The sequence below is a fragment of the Streptomyces capoamus genome, assembly GCF_014654935.1.
Classification (GTDB): Bacteria; Actinomycetota; Actinomycetes; order Streptomycetales; family Streptomycetaceae; genus Streptomyces; species Streptomyces capoamus.
In genome coordinates this window covers 179,532-195,851 of sequence record NZ_BNBF01000015.1, presented here as the reverse complement: position 1 = coordinate 195,851, position 16,320 = coordinate 179,532, and the positions used below count along the sequence as shown (strand labels likewise).

Annotated in this window: 14 protein-coding genes and 2 pseudogenes; 11 read left to right on the top strand and 5 right to left on the bottom strand. The window is 73.5% G+C overall.

Translation table 11 applies throughout. The annotated features are described in order from the left end of the window. A partial coding sequence (locus IE312_RS41520; protein WP_229900333.1) for a molybdopterin oxidoreductase family protein occupies positions 1-1,476 on the top strand: 1,476 nt, incomplete at its 5' end. Between the two features lie 56 nt (positions 1,477-1,532). Continuing rightward, a pseudogene (locus IE312_RS23485) lies at positions 1,533-2,349 on the top strand (arylamine N-acetyltransferase family protein). Between the two features lies 1 nt (position 2,350). Here the strand turns inward: IE312_RS23485 and IE312_RS23480 are convergent. Beyond that, entirely contained in the window at positions 2,351-2,794 is a 444-nt protein-coding gene (locus IE312_RS23480; protein ID WP_229900332.1) for a gamma-glutamylcyclotransferase family protein, read from the bottom strand. A gap of 138 nt (positions 2,795-2,932) precedes the next feature. Here IE312_RS23480 and IE312_RS43820 point away from each other — a divergent pair, with 138 nt between their 5' ends. From IE312_RS43820 to IE312_RS23465, 3 genes are all read left to right on the top strand, one after another. Then, on the top strand, positions 2,933-4,582 hold the full coding sequence (locus IE312_RS43820; protein WP_189984309.1) for a M4 family metallopeptidase: 1,650 nt from the start codon (positions 2,933-2,935) through the stop codon (positions 4,580-4,582). Positions 4,583-4,847: 265 nt separating this feature from the next. Next, the gene (locus IE312_RS23470; protein ID WP_189984308.1) at positions 4,848-5,357 is read left to right on the top strand and encodes a hypothetical protein; all 510 of its coding nucleotides are present in this window, start codon (positions 4,848-4,850) and stop codon (positions 5,355-5,357) included. A gap of 122 nt (positions 5,358-5,479) precedes the next feature. Beyond that, the gene (locus tag IE312_RS23465) at positions 5,480-6,190 is read left to right on the top strand and encodes a class F sortase (RefSeq protein ID WP_229900331.1); all 711 of its coding nucleotides are present in this window, start codon (positions 5,480-5,482) and stop codon (positions 6,188-6,190) included. Positions 6,191-6,242: 52 nt separating this feature from the next. Here the strand turns inward: IE312_RS23465 and IE312_RS23460 are convergent, their stop codons facing one another. Next, positions 6,243-6,590 carry a winged helix-turn-helix transcriptional regulator gene (locus tag IE312_RS23460; protein ID WP_189984307.1) on the bottom strand — a complete coding sequence of 116 codons (348 nt, stop codon included), beginning with the start codon at positions 6,588-6,590 and terminating at the stop codon, positions 6,243-6,245. 215 nt (positions 6,591-6,805) lie between these two features. Between IE312_RS23460 and IE312_RS23455 the strand changes: the two genes are divergently transcribed. From IE312_RS23455 to IE312_RS44315, 6 genes and pseudogenes are all read left to right on the top strand, one after another. After that, positions 6,806-7,630: an NAD(P)-dependent oxidoreductase gene (locus IE312_RS23455; protein WP_229900348.1), complete on the top strand. Its 825-nt coding sequence runs from the start codon at positions 6,806-6,808 to the stop codon at positions 7,628-7,630. A gap of 69 nt (positions 7,631-7,699) precedes the next feature. Continuing rightward, the gene (proS, locus tag IE312_RS23450) at positions 7,700-9,112 is read left to right on the top strand and encodes a proline--tRNA ligase (protein ID WP_189984305.1); all 1,413 of its coding nucleotides are present in this window, start codon (positions 7,700-7,702) and stop codon (positions 9,110-9,112) included. 146 nt (positions 9,113-9,258) lie between these two features. Further along, positions 9,259-10,473: an NAD(P)/FAD-dependent oxidoreductase gene (locus IE312_RS23445; RefSeq protein WP_189984304.1), complete on the top strand. Its 1,215-nt coding sequence runs from the start codon at positions 9,259-9,261 to the stop codon at positions 10,471-10,473. Then, positions 10,474-13,083, top strand: a complete 2,610-nt coding sequence (nirB, locus tag IE312_RS23440; protein ID WP_189984303.1) for a nitrite reductase large subunit NirB — start codon at positions 10,474-10,476, stop codon at positions 13,081-13,083. Further along, complete coding sequence (nirD, locus tag IE312_RS23435) at positions 13,080-13,430, top strand: nitrite reductase small subunit NirD (protein WP_189984302.1); 351 nt, start codon at positions 13,080-13,082, stop codon at positions 13,428-13,430. Before nirB ends, nirD begins: the two co-directional genes overlap by 4 nt. Next, a pseudogene (locus IE312_RS44315) lies at positions 13,376-13,534 on the top strand (short-chain dehydrogenase); the annotation flags it as partial. The gene nirD and the pseudogene IE312_RS44315, both read left to right, overlap by 55 nt. A 135-nt stretch (positions 13,535-13,669) precedes the next feature. On the opposite strand, the gene IE312_RS23425 reads toward IE312_RS44315, so the two are convergent. From IE312_RS23425 to IE312_RS23415, 3 genes are all read right to left on the bottom strand, one after another. Continuing rightward, positions 13,670-14,503, bottom strand: coding sequence for a carbohydrate ABC transporter permease (locus tag IE312_RS23425; protein WP_189984301.1), 834 nt, complete (start codon positions 14,501-14,503; stop codon positions 13,670-13,672). Then, on the bottom strand, positions 14,496-15,398 hold the full coding sequence (locus tag IE312_RS23420; protein ID WP_189984300.1) for a carbohydrate ABC transporter permease: 903 nt from the start codon (positions 15,396-15,398) through the stop codon (positions 14,496-14,498). Before IE312_RS23420 ends, IE312_RS23425 begins: the two co-directional genes overlap by 8 nt. Further along, positions 15,395-16,320: ABC transporter substrate-binding protein (locus tag IE312_RS23415; RefSeq protein WP_229900330.1), on the bottom strand; the 926-nt coding region annotated here is incomplete at its 5' end. The genes IE312_RS23420 and IE312_RS23415, both read right to left, overlap by 4 nt.

Here is a 16,320-nt window from a genome sequence, read left to right as displayed (position 1 = left end):
GAGTACGTGGAGCGGATCACCGGGGTACCGGTGCCGCAACTGCGCGCGGCGGTAGAGATGTTCTGCGCGCCCGAGGCGGCGATGGTGCTCACCGCGCGCGGGCCGGAACAGCAGTCCAAGGGCACGGACACGGTGGGTGCCTGGATCAACCTGTGTCTGGCCACCGGCCGTGCGGGCCGGCCGCTGTCCGGGTACGGCTGTCTGACGGGACAGGGCAACGGGCAGGGCGGCCGCGAACACGGCCAGAAGGCCGACCAGCTGCCCGGGTACCGCAAGCTGGACGACCCGGCGGCGCGGGCGCACGTGGCCGGCGTGTGGGGCGTGGACCCGGACAGCCTGCCCGGGCCCGGGCGCAGCGCGTACGAACTCCTCGACGCCCTCGGCACGGACATCCGGGCGCTGCTGCTGATGGGCTCCAACCCGGTGGTGTCGGCCCCGCGCGCGGCCCACATCGAGCAGCGGCTGCGCTCGCTGGACTTCCTGGCCGTGGCCGACGTCGTGCTGTCGGAGACGGCGGAGCTGGCGGACGTGGTGCTGCCGGTGGCCCAGTGGGCGGAGGAGACGGGCACGACGACCAGCCTGGAGGGCCGCGTGCTGCTGCGCCGCCGGGCGGTCGCTCCGCCGCCCGGCGTCCACAGCGACCTGCACGTCCTGCACGAACTGGCCGGGCGCCTCGGCGTGGAGAAGGGCTTCCCGACCGACCCCGAGGAGGTCTTCGAGGAGCTCCGCCGCGCCAGCGCGGGAGGTCCCGCCGACTACTCCGGCATCACCTACCGCCGCCTGGCCGAGGAGAACGGCGTCTTCTGGCCCTGCCCGGAGGAACCGACCGGGACGCGGGACGCGGGCGCGGCGGCGTGGGCCGGGGGCTCCGCCGGTGGTTCCGCCGGGGGCGACGGCGAGGACGCGGCCCTGGACACGGTGCCCGACGACCCGGCGACGGACACGGACGCCCCGCGCACCCGCCCCGCGGCGGACACCGGCACCGCCGGCGGGGCCCGGGGCGCCCACCCCGGCACGCCGCGGCTCTTCCTCGACCGGTTCGCCACACCCGACGGGCGGGCCCGGTTCGTACCGGTGGTGTACCGGGAGACGGCGGAGGAGCCGGATGCCGAGTACCCGTTGCTGCTGACCACCGGCCGGGTGATGGCGCAGTACCAGTCGGGGGCGCAGACCCGGCGGGTGGCGGAGCTGAACGCGGCGGCGCCCGGACCGTTCGTGGAGCTGCATCCGCGGCTCGCGGCCCGGCTGGGCGCGGCGGAGGGCGACCCGGTGGCGGTGGTGTCCCGGCGCGGCCGGGCGGTGGCGCCGGCGCGGATCACCAGCGCCATCCGGCCGGACACCGTCTTCATGCCGTTCCACTGGCCGGGCGAGGGCCGCGCCAACACGCTCACCAACCCGGCCCTGGACCCGGTCTCCCGGATGCCGGAGTTCAAGTCGTGCGCGGTGCGGGTGGAGGTCCTGGGGCCGGGCAGGTAGCGCGGTCCGGTCCGCCGGAGGCGGCACGGCCGGCGGGGCTCGCGTAGGTTCGGCACATGGCCGACATCGAACAGACCGCACGGAACGGACAGGGCACGCGCGCCGCACGGAGCCAGGGGTTCGACCTCGACGCCTATCTCGACCGCATCGGCTGGCGGGGCGGGCGGCGGACCGACCTGGCCACCCTGCGGGGCGTGCACCTGGCGCACGCGCTGTCGCTGCCGTTCGAGAACCTGGACCCGGTGCGGGGCGCGGCCCCCTCGCTGGCGCCCGTGGACCTGATGGCCAAGATGGTCCACGGCCGGCGCGGCGGCTACTGCTACGAGCACAACACCCTGCTCCGGCTGGCACTGGAGGCGCTCGGCTTCCGGGTGACCCCGCTGGCCGGCCGGGTGGTGGTGGGCGCGCGGACACCGGAGAGCCGGCCGCGGACGCACGCGATGCTGCGGGTGGAGGTGGAGGGCGAGCCGCGGCCGTGGCTGGCGGACGTCGGCTTCGGCGCGGCCGGCGCGCTGCTGCTGCCGGTGCCGCTGGTGACCGGCAGCGAGTTCGAGGGCGCCGGGCGCCGGCACCGGTTGGTGCGGCTGGCCCACGAAGGTCCGTCGGAGCTGTGGGAGTTGCAGGCGTACGGGGCACCCGGCGGCGGCTGGTCGGGGCAGTACGCGTTCACGCAGGAGCCCTTCGTCCCCGCCGACTTCGAGGTGTTCAACTGGTTCGTCGGCACCCACCCGCGCTCCCCCTTCACCCGCCGCCCCTATCTCCAGCGGACCACCCGCGACCGCCATCTCGCCCTGGACGGCGCCCGAGGCACGGCGCCTGGTGGCGGAGGAGTTCGGCATCGAGGTGCCCGAGGGGGTCATCCTGCTGGGCTGAGTCAGCGGCGGGAGAGCCAGTCGCCGTCCGCGATGCGGGTGCCGGTGGCGCGCAGCCGGGCGGCGACGCGCGGGGCGGCGAGGTACACCCAGGCCCGGACGGTGCCGCCGGCGGCGCGCCGGACGTCCCGGGCCGCGCGGACGTAGAGGCTGCGGGGGTCGCCCGGCACGTACTCCTCCAGCCGGTCCAGGGCGGCGAGCAGTCCCTGGTACGCCTCGGGCCGGGCGGTGACGAGTTCGCCGCGCACGGTGGCCGCGCCGGGTTCCTCGACGGCGTAGGGGTAGCCGGGGCCGTCGTACAGCACGGCCCCGGGGAGGTGCCCCGGTTCCTCGGCGAGGGCGCGGCCGCGCAGCAGGAGGTCGTGGTTGGCCTCGCCGGGGCGGAGGGTGCCGTAGACGAAGAACGGCAGGGGGCGGGAGGTTCCGCGGGGGTCCTCGGCGGTCACGGAAACGATTCTGTACCCGCGCCGGCTCCTCACACATCTCCATGAACAAGCTATGGACATGACATGTCATGGCCACTTAAATCTCGGTGACACGAGCGCCACCCCCACGCCTAGCCTGGCGCCTCCCCGAGGAGACAGATGAGCCGGATACGGCAACACGTCCGAGGAACCCGTCGCACAGCCACCGCCGGTGTCGCCGTCACCACCGCGACCCTGCTGGCCGTCAGCCTCTCCCCCGCCGCCCACGCGGACGGCAGACCGACCCGGGCCACCGCCGTCGAGCACGCCGCGTCGGCCCTGCTGGCCCACGCCTCGGCCCTGGGCCTCACCTCCGCCCAGGACACCAGCGTCCGGGACGTGATCGTGGACAAGGACGGCACCCAGCACGTCCGCTACGACCGCACCTACCGCCGCCTCCCGGTGCTGGGCGGCGACTTCGTCGTCCACCTGGCCCGCGACGGCGCCTACCGCGGCGCCGACCGCGCCACCCGGCGGGCCGTCTCGGTGCCCTCCGTCACCCCGGTGGTCTCCGGCCCCCGGGCCGCCCGCCTCGCCGTGAACGCCCTGCGCGCGACCCGCCCCGGCGACCGGCTCAAGCAGGTCAAGGCCAAGCCGGAACTGGTGGTCGACGCCCTGCACGGCACCCCCCGGCTGGCCTGGCGGACCCACGCCGCCGGTCTGGACTCGCTCGGCAACCCCGTCGCCCGCACCGTGCTGACCGACGCCCGCACCGGCGCCCAGATCGACGCCTGGGACAGCATCGAGACGGCCACCGGCGACGGCAAGGCCCTCTACAGCGGCACCGTGCCCCTGGAGACGACGCAGTCCGGGTCGTCGTACCAGCTGAAGGACCCGACCCGCGGCAACACCTACACCGGTGACGCCGAGGGCAAGACCGACCTGTGCTTCTTCGGCATCTGCTTCAGCCGCGCGCCCGCGACCCTGTTCACGGACGCCGACAACCACTGGGGCACGGGCACCACCGCGGACCGCGCCTCGGCCGCCGTCGACGCCCAGTACGGCACCAACGAGACCTGGGACTACTACAAGAACGTGCACGGCCGCAACGGCATCGCCGGCGACGGCAAGGGCTCGTACAACCGCGTGCACTACGGCAGCAACTACAACAACGCCTTCTGGGACGACAGCTGCTTCTGCATGACCTACGGCGACGGGGACGGGACCACCTTCGGTCCGCTGGTCGCCCTCGACGTCGCCGGGCACGAGATGTCCCACGGCGTCACGTCCAAGACCGCCGCGCTGACCTACTCCGGCGAGTCCGGCGGCCTGAACGAGGCCACCTCCGACATCCTCGGCACGATGGTGGAGTGGTACGCGAACAACTCCTCCGACGCCGGTGACTACCTCATCGGCGAGAAGATCGTGAAGCCCGGCTTCGGCAAGGCGGCCCTGCGCTTCATGGACAAGCCCTCCAAGGACGGCAGTTCCGCCGACTACTGGAGCTCCTCGGTCGGCAACCTCGACGTCCACTACTCCTCCGGCGTCGCCAACCACTTCGCCTACCTGCTCGCCGAGGGCAGCGGCGCGAAGACCATCAACGGCGTCAGCTACGACTCGCCGACGTACAACGGCTCGGCGGTCACCGGCATCGGCCGGGACAAGGTCGGCAAGATCTGGTACCGGGCGCTGACGGTCTACATGACGTCCTCCACGAACTACAAGGGCGCCCGCACGGCCACGCTGAACGCCGCCAAGGACCTCTACGGCGCGGGCAGCGCGGAGTACAACGCGGTCGCCGCCGCCTGGAGCGCGGTCAACGTCACCTGACGCGAGCGGCCCCACGGCCGGCCGCACCCCCGCGCGGGGGTGCGGCCGGCGGGTGGAGGCCAATCGTGTGCTCTTCGCACCCGGCCCCTCACACGGCCCTGACCTGCCGGAACCCTCCCCGGCTGGGCTGTGTGGGGGGCCGTGCGCGCCACCCGTTCACCGCATTGCCCGGCCCGCCTCGGCAAGCGGATCTCCCCGACTGCGACTTACCTCGGAAGGGCAGGGGCGCACCCCTGGACGAGTCGGACGAGCTCTGGGGAGCACCATGCGACGCACTGCCCGTGTGCTGGCCGGTACCGCGCTCGCCGTGGCCGCCGCGGCACCCGCCCACGCCGCCGGAACCGGCCGTCTGGACGTCTACCCGTCCACCGTCGTCCCCGGCGGCCAGGTCTCGGTGAACACGGCCGCGTGCGGGGACACCGGCGCCGCGACCGGGGACGCGGGCGCGGTCGGCGCCGGCACGTTCACCCTCGCGCCCAGCGCCCACGAGGGCGAGGCGATCGGCCAGTTCCGGGTGCCGCCGAGCGCGCAGCCGGGGACGTACGAGATCGTCGCCCGGTGCGCCGTGGGCGACCGGCAGGTGACGGGCGACCTGGTGGTGGCGCTGAGCGCGGTGCACGAGCAGGTGCAGCCGCGGGGCAGCGTGAAGACGGGGGTCGGCGGCGGACTGGGCCCCGACCCCGTGCAGACCGCGGCGGGTGTGGCGGCGCTGGCCGTCGCCGCCGCGGGCGGTACCTGGCTCCTGCATCGCCGGGCGAGAGGCGACGGGATCTGACGGACACCCTCCGCTGTCCGTCCGCCGGTACCGCACCATCCCGCCCCCTCCGGGTCCGACGCCCCTCGCGGCCCGGAGGGGGAGGGTGCTACGGGGGCCCGCCCCCGGGAGAGGGGTTCGCCATGCGCAGGAGCGCCGGGTACGGCCGCGACAGGGGCACGGGGAGGTGGAGCGGTGGCCGTGGACGGGGCGGTGGCCGACGGCGGGACAGGGCCGCCCGGCTCGGTGACACCGCCATAGCCGCCGTCACCGTCGTGGCGCTCGGCTCGGGTGTGTGGCTGCTGGACGGCGGCACCCGCCCCGACGCGCCCCCGCAGCCGGCGGCCGCCGAGGGCCGCCCGGACCCGGCCGGCGAGCGGGCCGGCGCCCCCGCGCTCCCCCCGTCCCCGCCGCTGCGCATCCGCATCCCCGCGATCCGGGTGGACGCGCCGCTGACCGGTCTGGCCCTCACCCGCTCCGGCAGCCTGGACGCGCCGCCCGCGAAGGAGAAGAACCTCGCCGGCTGGTACGAGGCCGGCACCACCCCCGGCGAGACGGGCACCGCGATCGTCGCCGGGCACGTCGACAACACCGAGGGGCCCGCCGTCTTCTACGACCTGGGCGCGCTGAAGCGGGGCGCCCGCATCGAGGTGGACCGCCGGGACGGCACGGTCGCCGTGTTCACCGTGGACGCGGTGGAGGTGTACTCGGCGCACGACTTCCCCGACGACAAGGTGTACGGCGCGGCCCCCCGCCCCGAACTGCGCGTCATCACCTGCGGCGGCGGCTACTCCAGGACCACCGGCTACCAGGGCAACGTGGTGGTGTTCGCCCGGCTGACGGGCAGCCGCTGACGGGCAGCCGCTGACGGGCAGCCCGACGGCCCGGCACACCGCCCCGGCAGGCTCAGTGCGCCACCGGCGCCCCGCCCAGGACATGCCTCCTGCCCCAGCTGCCGAGCGGCGCCAGAGCCTCGTTCAGCTGCAGGCCGCTCTCGGTCAGCGCGTACTCGACGCGGGGCGGCACCTCGTCGTACTCCTCGCGGTGCACGACCCCGTCGGCCTCCAGCTCGCGCAACTGCGCGGCGAGCACCTTCTCCGTGACGCCGGGCAGCCGCCGGCGCAGCTCACCGAAGCGGCAGGTGCCGCACTCGCCCAGCGCCCACAGGATCGACACCTTCCACTTGCCGTCGATGATGTCCATCGCCGCGTCGGTCCCGCACACGTACGCCCCCGGCCGCCGTCCCACCGGCATGGTCCTCCCCCTTCCGACCCGCACGCTTTCCCTCCGGTAACCACCCACTTCGAAGTACGTACTTCTGCGCGGGGGTTCCACGGGCGAGCCTAGTCGCCATGACCGACACATCCCTTCCCCCTTCTTCTGCTTCCTCTTCTGCTCCCTCTTCTGCTGCCTCTTCCTCGGCTTCCTCCGCCCCCCGTACTCCCCTGACCCTCCTCGGCACCGGTGCTATGGGCACCGCGCTCGGGCGGGCCTGGCTCGCCGCCGGACACCCGCTGACCGTGTGGAACCGCACGCCCGGGCGGACGGCCGCGCTGACCGCCGAGGGCGCGGTGGCCGCGGGGAGCGCGGCGGAGGCGGTGGCCGCGAACCGGCTCGTCGTGGCCTGCCTGCTGGACGACGCCTCGGTGGGCACCGCCCTGGACGGCGCCGACCTGGCCGGCCACGACCTGGTGAACCTCACCACCGGCACCCCCGCCGAGGCCCGGGAGCGCGGCGTCTGGGCCGAGAAGCGGGGCGCCCGGTTCCTGGACGGCGGGATCATGGCCGTACCGCCGATGATCGGCGCGCCCGGCGCCTTCGTGCTCTACAGCGGCCACCAGGAGCTGTTCGAGGAGCAGCGCGGCGCCCTCGCCGTCCCGGCCGGCACCGAGTACGTCGGTGCCGACCCGGGTCTGGCCGCCCTGTACGACGTGGCGCTGCTGAGCGGGATGTACGGCATGCTCGCGGGGATCACCCACGCGTTCGCGCTGCTGCGCGGGACCGAGGTGGCGCCCGGGGACTTCGCCGCGCTGCTCGTGCCCTGGCTGAACGCGATGGCCGGCACGGCGCAGGAGACGGCCGGACGGCTGACGTCGGGCGACTACACCACCGGGGTCGTCTCCAACCTGGCGATGCAGGTCGCCGGCAGCGGCACGCTGCTGCGCACGGCCGCCGAGCAGGGCGTGAGCGCCGAACTGCTCACGCCTTTCCTGCACTTGATGCGCGACCGGGTGGCGGCGGGCCACGCCGAGGAGGACACCACCGGCCTGGTGGACGTGCTGCGCACCCGCTGACCGGCGGGCCGCCCGGGCCGCCGTTTACTGGTTCGCGCGGGGGTGAGTCCGCGCCCTAGCATGCACGCCATGGCCAAGGCACCCGTTCTCACCCCCCGGGCGGAAGACTTCCCCCGCTGGTACCAGGATCTGATCAACAAGGCCGAGCTGGCCGACAACGGTCCGGTGCGCGGCACCATGGTCATCCGACCGTACGGGTACGGGCTGTGGGAGCGGATGCAGCAGGAGATGGAGGCCCGCATCAAGGCCGCGGGCGCCTCCAACGCCTACTTCCCGCTGTTCATCCCGCAGTCCTACCTGACCAGGGAAGCCGAGCACGTCGAGGGCTTCGCCCCCGAGCTCGCGGTCGTCACGCACGGCGGGGGCAAGGAGCTGGAGGAGCCGGTCGTGGTCCGGCCCACCTCCGAGACGATCGTCAACGAGTACTTCTCCAAGTGGGTGCAGAGCTACCGCGACCTGCCCCTGCTGATCAACCAGTGGGCGAACGTCGTCCGCTGGGAGATGCGTCCGCGTGTCTTCCTGCGGACCACCGAGTTCCTCTGGCAGGAGGGGCACACCGCGCACGCCACCTACGACGACGCCCGCGCCTACGCCGAGCGCATCCACCGGGACGTCTACCACGACTTCATGGTCAACGTCCTGGGCATCGACGTGGTCCTCGGCCGCAAGACGGCCAGGGAGCGCTTCGCCGGAGCGATCAACACCCTCACCCTGGAGGGGATGATGGGCGACGGCAAGGCACTGCAGATGGGCACCAGCCATGAGCTGGGCCAGAACTTCGCCAAGGCCTTCGGCACCCGGTACCTGTCCGGGGACGGCCGGCAGGAGCTGGTGTGGCAGACGTCCTGGGGCACCTCGACCCGCATGGTCGGCGGTCTGATCATGTCGCACGGCGACGACAGCGGGCTGCGCGTGCCACCGCGACTGGCGCCGGTCCAGGCCGTCGTGCTCGCGGTCAAGGGCGACGACGCGGTGCTCGCCAAGGTCCGCGAGATCGGCGGCAGGCTCGCGGCCGCGGGGGTGCGCGTCCAGGTCGACGACCGCACCGACGTCCCCTTCGGCCGCCGCGCCGTCGACTGGGAACTCAAGGGCGTACCGGTGCGGATCGAGGTGGGCCCGCGCGACCTGGAGCACGGCACCGCGCTGCTGGCCCGTCGTATCCCCGGCGGCAAGGAGCCGGTGCGCGTCGGGGAGCTGGAGGCGCTGGTGCCCAAGGTCCTGGAGGAGGACCAGGCGCTGCTGCTCGCGCAGTCCCGTGAGCGCCGCGAGGACCGCACGGCCGACACGCGCACGATCGAGGAGGCCGTGGAGGCCGCGGCCACCGGCTGGGCCCGCATTCCCTGGGCCGTGCTGGGTCCCGACGGCGAGGCGGCCCTCGCCGAACAGGGCGTGTCCGTGCGGTGCCTGGTCGCCGCGGACGGTTCGGTCCCCGACCGCGAGGACCAGCCGGGGAACGTCGCCATCGTGGCGCGCGCGTACTGAGACGTGAACCGGGTGCGGTGCCGGTCCGCCCGCCGGCGCCGGACCCCCGGTCCTCACACCCATCCCACGTTTCCGCTGAGGGCAGCGTTCCTCCCGGGAAACAGACGTGATGCCGCCGGGTAACGTCCGGACCGCACGCTCGTGGCATGACCTCGAATACGCGTGTGGTGGTGATCGGCGCCGGCCTCGCGGGCGTACGGCTCGCCCGGCGGCTCGGCGACCTGGGCACGCCCGCCCTGCTCGTCGGCGACGAGGAGCACCCCCCGTACAACCGGGTGCTGCTGGCCGAGGTACTGGCCGGCCGGTACGCCCCGGAGGTGATCGCGCTCCCGCCGCCCGCCGGTCTGCTGCGCACCCGGGTCACCGGCATCGACCGGGCCGCCCGGACCGTGGCCTGCGCCGACGGCACGTCGTTCGCGTACGGCACGCTGGTCCTGGCCACCGGTTCCAATCCGGTACTGCCCCCGCTGCGCGGCCTGTTCACCCCTGACCACCGGCTTCCCGAGGGCGTGCACGCGTTCCGCACCCTGGACGACTGCCTGGGCCTGGCCGGGGCGGTGCGGCCCGGTGCGCGGGCGGTCGTCATCGGCGGCGGGCTGCTGGGGGTGTCCGCGGCCCGTGCGCTCGCCGTGCGCGGCGCCCAGGTGGTGCTCGCCCAGCAGGCCGAGCGGCTCATGGAACGCCAGCTCGACCCGGACGCGTCCCGGCTGGTGCTGCGGCACCTGACCGACCTGGGCGTCGAGGTGCACACCGAGTGCCGGGTCCGGGACGTGCGCTGCATCGCCGGCGCGGTCCGCTCGGTGGAACTGGCCGACGGCTACGCCCTCGATGCCGACCTCGTGGTCCTGGCCTGCGGGGTACGGCCGCGCACGGGCCTCGCCGAACAGGCCGGCCTGGCCGTGCACCAGGGCGTCCTCGTCGACGACGAGCTGCGCACCTCCGACCCGCACATCCACGCCATCGGCGACTGCGCCCAGCACGGCGGCACGGTCTACGGCCTGGCCGCCCCGGCCCTCGAACAGGCCGACGCGCTCGCCGCGCTGCTGGCGGGCGACACCGGTGCCCGCTACACCGGCACCCGTTCCCTGACCCGGCTGACCCTGACCGGCTCCGACTCCCCCTTCGACCTCGCCGCGTTCGGCGAGACCGAGGCCCGGCCCGGTGACGACGTCGTGCGGCTGGCCGACGCCACCCGCGGCACCTACCGCAAGGTCGTGGTCCGCGACGACCGTCTGGTCGGCGGGGTCCTCGTCGGCGAACTCGGCACCGTCGGCGCGCTCGCCCGCGCCTGGGAGGGAGCGGAGCCGCTCCCCGACGACGGCCCGCTGCTCCACCTGCTCACCAACGATGGAGGCTCCTGAATGTCCGCCACCCCGCCGGCCACCCCCACGATCGTGCTCGTCGGCCACGGCATGGTCGGCCAGCGCTTCCTCGAAGCGCTCGCCGAGCGCGGCCTGACCGCCACGCACCGCGTGGTCGTGCTGTGCGAGGAGCCGCGTCCGGCCTACGACCGCGTGCAGCTCACCTCGTACTTCTCCGGCAGGACGCCGGAGGACCTCTCCCTGACCGACCCGGGGTTCCTCGCGGACCACGGCATCGAGCTGCACCTCGGTGACCCGGCCGAGACGATCGACCGCGCGGCGCGGACGGTGACCGCCCGCTCGGGGCTCACCGTCGGCTACGACGTCCTCGTGCTGGCCACCGGCTCCTACCCGTTCGTCCCGCCGGTCCCCCACAAGGACGCCACCGGCTGCTTCGTCTACCGGACCGTCGAGGACCTGCTGGCCATCGAGGAGTACGCGCGGACGAGGGCCGCCACGGGTGCCGTGGTCGGCGGCGGACTGCTCGGCCTGGAGGCCGCGGGCGCGCTCAAGGGCCTCGGACTGAACGCGCACATCGTGGAGTTCGCGCCGCGGCTGATGCCCGTGCAGGTGGACGACGGCGGCGGCACGGCGCTGCTGCGGACCATCGAGGGCATGGGCCTGACCGTGCACACCGGTGTGGGTACGCAGGAGATCGTCGTCGACGCGACCGGCGCCGTCACCGGGATGAAGCTGTCCGACGGCTCCGAACTCGCCACCGACCTGGTGGTGTTCAGCGCCGGTGTCCGCCCCCGCGACCAGCTGGCCCGCGCCGCGGGCCTCACGGTCGGCGAGCGCGGCGGCATCGCGGTGGACGAGCGGTGCCGGACCGTGTCCGACCCGCACGTGTTCGCGATCGGCGAGTGCGCGCTGGCCTCGGACGGCCGGGTGTACGGCCTGGTGGCGCCGGGCTACGAGCAGGCGGAGACGGCGGCGGCGGCGATCGCCGGGGACGCATCCTCCTTCACGGGGGCCGACCTGTCCACCAAGCTGAAGCTGCTCGGTGTGGACGTGGCCTCGTTCGGCGACGCCCACGGCACCGCCGAGGGCTGCCTGGACGTCGTCTACTCCGACTCCCGCGCCGGCCTCTACAAGAAGCTGGTCATCGGCCGGGACGGCACGCTGCTGGGCGGCATCCTGGTCGGTGACGCGGAGGCGTACGGCACCCTGCGCGCGCTCACCGGTTCGGTGCCGCCCGTCTCCCCCGAGTCGCTCGTCCTGCCCGCCGGAGCCGACGCGGGGGACCGGCTCGGCCCGTCCGCGCTGCCGGACGAGGCGATCATCTGCTCCTGCCACAACGTCAGCAAGGGCACGATCCGCGGCGCGGTCACCGAGCACCGGTGCACCACCGTGCCCGAGGTGAAGAAGTGCACCAGGGCCGGCACCGGCTGCGGCAGCTGTGTGAAGGTGCTGGGGCAGCTGGTCGACGCCGAACTGGAGGCGTCCGGCATCGAGGTCGACAAGGGCCTGTGCGGCTGCTTCTCCCAGACCCGCGAGGAGCTGTACGAGATCGTCCGGGCGCTGCGGATCACCTCGTACCAGGAGCTGCTGGACCGCCACGGCCGCGAGGACGCCCGGGGCGGTGACGGCTGCGAGGTGTGCAAGCCGGCGGTCGGCTCGGTCATCGCCTCCCTCGCCCCGGCGATCGGCGCCAGCGGCTACGTCCTGGACGGCGAGCAGGCCGCGCTGCAGGACACCAACGACCACTTCCTCGCCAACCTGCAGAAGAACGGCTCGTACTCGGTGGTGCCGCGGATCCCCGGCGGGGAGATCGCGCCCGAGAAGCTGATCGTGATCGGCGAGATCGCCCGGGACTTCGGGCTCTACACGAAGATCACCGGTGGCCAGCGGATCGACATGTTCGGCGCCCGCGTGGAGCAGCTCCCGTCGATCTGGGCGCGGCTGGTGGACGCCGGCTTCGAGTCGGGCCACGCCTACGGCAAGGCGCTGCGCACGGTGAAGTCCTGCGTGGGCTCCACCTGGTGCCGGTACGGCGTGCAGGACTCGGTGCGGATGGCGATCGACCTGGAGCTGCGCTACCGGGGCCTGCGCTCCCCGCACAAGCTGAAGTCGGCCGTGTCCGGGTGTGCCCGCGAGTGCGCGGAGGCCCAGTCGAAGGACTTCGGTGTGATCGCCACGGCGAACGGCTGGAACCTGTACGTCGGCGGCAACGGCGGGGCCGCCCCGCGCCACGCCGACCTGCTGGCCCAGGACCTGTCCGACGCCGAACTGGTCCGGCTGATCGACCGGTTCCTGATGTTCTACATCCGTACCGCGGACCGCCTGGAGCGGACCAGCACCTGGCTGGAGCGCATCCCGGGCGGCCTGGAGCACGTACGGGACGTGGTGGTGCACGACGCGCTCGGCATCTGCGACGAGCTGGAGAAGCTCATGCGGGCGCACGTCGCGAACTACCGCGACGAGTGGGCGGAGACGGTCAACGACCCCGAGAAGCTGGCGCGGTTCGTGTCCTTCGTGAACGCGCCGGACACCCCCGACCCGGTCGTCTCCTTCGTCCCCGAGCGCGACCAGATCAAGCCCGACCTGCCGCTGCTGGCCATCGGCCTGCGGCCCGCCGACGACGTCCTGGAAGGAAGCGCCCAGCGATGACCCTGACAGTTGAGACGACCGGACTGAAGGTCCAGCTCCAGCTGGCCGACGGCTGGTTCACGGTCTGCGACCTGAGCCTGCTCGTGCCCGGCCGCGGGGTGGCCGCGCTGCTGCCGGACGGCCGCCAGGTGGCGCTGTTCCGCGACCGCGCGGACCGGCTGTACGCCGTGGACAACCGCGACCCGTTCACCGGCGCGGCCGTCCTGTCCCGCGGCCTGACCGGCACCCACCGCGGACGCCCGTTCGTGGCGTCCCCGCTGCTGAAGCAGCGCTTCGACCTCGGCACCGGGCAGTGCCTGGACGACACGTCGGTGCGGGTGGCCGCGTACGAGGTACGCGCCCTGTAGGGATCTTGCACGTTCGGCCGGCACGCCTCCTCCCCGGGGCGGCGGCCTACTCCGCGACCAAGGCCGCCGTGACCGCCCTGAGCCGCGGCGCGGCCCTGGACCACATCCGGGAGGGCGTGCGGATCGACGTGGTCGGCCCCGGCGCCACCGACACCCCCGTGTTCCTGCCGACGACGCGTCCCCGGTCGTCGGCACGGACCTGGTCGTGGACGGCGGCGCCACCGCCTGACCCGCCCGGGTCAGTCGATCCCGGACCGCTCCACGCCCGCCACGATCCACCGCTGGAAGCACAGGAACACCAGCAGCAGGGGCAGGACCGACACGGCCGCCGCGACGAACAGCTCGTGGAGGCGCACGACCTGGGCGGTGGTGAACGAGGACAGGGCGACCTGCACCGTCCAGGCGCTCTGGTCCTGCCCGATCACCAGCGGCCACAGGAAGGAGTTCCACGCGCCGAGGAACACGATCGTGCCGACGGCCGCGAACACCGGGCGGGCGTTGGGGACGACGACCAGCCAGTACGTCCGCCAGTACCCGAGCCCGTCCACCTGGGCCGCGTCCTCCAGCTCCCGCGGGAACCCGAGGAAGTACTGCCGGAAGACGAAGCAGGCGAACGCGGGGAACAGCGTCGGGACGATCAGCCCGCGCAGGGTGGACACCCAGCCCAGCGACGACACCAGCACGAAGCTGGGGACGAAGGTGACGGCCGCCGGGACCAGCAGGGTGCCCAGGATGCCGTGGAACACCTTGTTCGCGTGCCGGTAGGGGATGCGGGCCAGGCCGTACCCGGCGAGGGAGGCGAGGAGCAGGGTGCCCAGGGTGGTGGCGACGGCGATCAGCGCGGAGTTGAGCAGGGAGCGCGCGAAGGGCACGGAGGGATCACCGAACAGCTCGCCGACGTTCCCCCAGCGCACCTCGTGCGGGAAGAAGGTCCACTCCGGCGAGGTGATGTCCTCCTCACCGGCCAGTCCGTTGCGCACCAGCAGGTAGAAGGGGACCAGGAAGAGCAAGGCGAGCGCGGTCAGCAGAGCCGTCCGCAGCGCCCGCCCGGCCCATACCAGGGCGTCATCCACCGGCGTCCGTCCTTCCCGGTCCGAGCCAGCGGGCCTGCCCCACGGTGACGACGGCGATGACCAGCGCGAGGACCACCGCGCCGGCGCTGCCGAGTCCCAGGTTCTGCCCCTGCCCGAGGGCGGTGTAGTAGAGGTAGACCAGGGGCGGGCGGGCGTACGGCGGGTAGCCTCGGGCGTCGGACAGCAGGTTGTAGAACTCGTCGAAGGCCTGGAAGGCGTTGACGACGAGGAGCAGCACCACCGCCGCCGAGGTGGCCCGCAGCTGGGGCAGGGTGATGTGCCGCAGCACCGTCCAGCCGGGCCGGGCCCCGTCGACGGCCGCCGCCTCGTACAGCACCGGGTCGATCCGCTGCAGCCCGGCGAGGAAGAGGATCATGTAGAAGCCGGCCTGCAGCCACAGCCGTACGGTCACGACGACCAGCCAGTACCAGGGCGGGTCGGGGGTGGACAGCCAGGCCACGGGAGCGCCGCCGAACCAGCCCAGCACGGTGTTGGCCAGGCCGAACCGCACCCCGTTGAACAGCGACATCTTCCAGATCAGCGCGGCCACCACATAACTGCACGCGGCCGGCAGGAAGAACACGGACCGGAAGAAGGCCCGGGCCCGCCGGACCCGGTTGACCATCAGGGCGAGGGAGAGCGAGAAGACGTAGGTGACGGGGACGATGAAGGCGGTGAACAGCACGAAGGTCTTCAGGCCGGCCACGAACGCGTCGTCCCGCAGCACGGCCGTGTAGTTGCCCAGACCGACGAAGTGCGTGGGCGTGACGGTGTTGTGCGCGTCGAAGAAGCTGAGCGCCACGCTCCACAGCAGCGGTACGTACGTGAACAGGGCGAGCCCGAGCGCGAACGGCCCGACGAACACCCAGAACCACAGCGCCCGGCGCCCCCTCACGAGCTCTTCTTCACACGGTCGAGTTCGGCCGACACCTTCCGCACCACGTCCCGCAGTTCACGCTCGGGACTCGCCCCGTTGCGGATGATCCGGCTGAGCGCGTCCTGGTAGGCGGTCTGGCTCGCGGGGGTCCACAGCAGCGGCTGGGCGTAGCCGTGGTCGGTGGCGAACCGCACCGCGTCGGCGGCCGGGCCCTGCCGTAACCGCACCGCCTTCTGGGCCAGGGAGACGCGGGCCGGGATGTGGAAGCCGTAGGACAGCGCGAAGTCCTGCTGGAAGTCGGTGTGGTCGACCCACAGCCACTTCACGTACTCCTTCGCCACCTCCTTGTGCCGGCTGCGCGCGCTGACCGCGGCCCCGTACGCCCCGACGGGCACGGTGGGCCGGCCCCCGCCGCCGTCCGCCGGGAAGGGCAGCACTCCGAAGTCGTCGCCGAGTTCCCTGCGCACCTGCGGCAGCGCCCACAGCCCGGACCACTGCATCGCGGTCAGCCCCTGGAGGAAGGCGGACGGGTCGGACCAGTCGCTGGGTGCGCCGAGGAGCAGTGACTTGTCGGTGTGGAAGCGGTGCAGCTTGCCGAGCGTGCGGGCGGCCGCGGGGTCGTCGAAACCGACCTCGCCGTCCTGGGTGACGAGTTCCAGCCCGGCCGCGTACAGCGGGGTGCCGCCCAGCACGCCCGCCCCTCCGTCGTTCCCCAGGAACAGCCCCTTCACCTTCCCGCCGGTCAGCTCGCGGGCGGCGTCGACCAGGGCGTCCAGGGTGGTGGGCGGTTCGAGCCCGGCCTTCTCCAACAGGCTCTTGCGGTAGTACAGCAGCTGCGTGTCGACGACCTGCGGGATGCCGTACACCCGCCCCCGGTACGTCTTCGGCCCGAGCACCGCCGGGTTGAAGTCGTCCCTGACGCCGTCCACCAGGTCGGTGA

Bases quoted from the DNA above. Each gene is read 5' to 3' on its own strand.
- IE312_RS43820 (WP_189984309.1), top strand. From the start codon at position 2,933: ATGAGCCGGATACGGCAACACGTCCGAGGAACCCGTCGCACAGCCACC.
- IE312_RS23470 (WP_189984308.1), top strand. From the start codon at position 4,848: ATGCGACGCACTGCCCGTGTGCTGGCCGGTACCGCGCTCGCCGTGGCC.
- IE312_RS23465 (WP_229900331.1), top strand. From the start codon at position 5,480: ATGCGCAGGAGCGCCGGGTACGGCCGCGACAGGGGCACGGGGAGGTGG.
- IE312_RS23460 (WP_189984307.1), bottom strand. From the start codon at position 6,590: ATGCCGGTGGGACGGCGGCCGGGGGCGTACGTGTGCGGGACCGACGCG.
- IE312_RS23455 (WP_229900348.1), top strand. From the start codon at position 6,806: ATGGGCACCGCGCTCGGGCGGGCCTGGCTCGCCGCCGGACACCCGCTG.
- proS (WP_189984305.1), top strand. From the start codon at position 7,700: ATGGCCAAGGCACCCGTTCTCACCCCCCGGGCGGAAGACTTCCCCCGC.
- IE312_RS23445 (WP_189984304.1), top strand. From the start codon at position 9,259: ATGACCTCGAATACGCGTGTGGTGGTGATCGGCGCCGGCCTCGCGGGC.
- nirB (WP_189984303.1), top strand. From the start codon at position 10,474: ATGTCCGCCACCCCGCCGGCCACCCCCACGATCGTGCTCGTCGGCCAC.
- nirD (WP_189984302.1), top strand. From the start codon at position 13,080: ATGACCCTGACAGTTGAGACGACCGGACTGAAGGTCCAGCTCCAGCTG.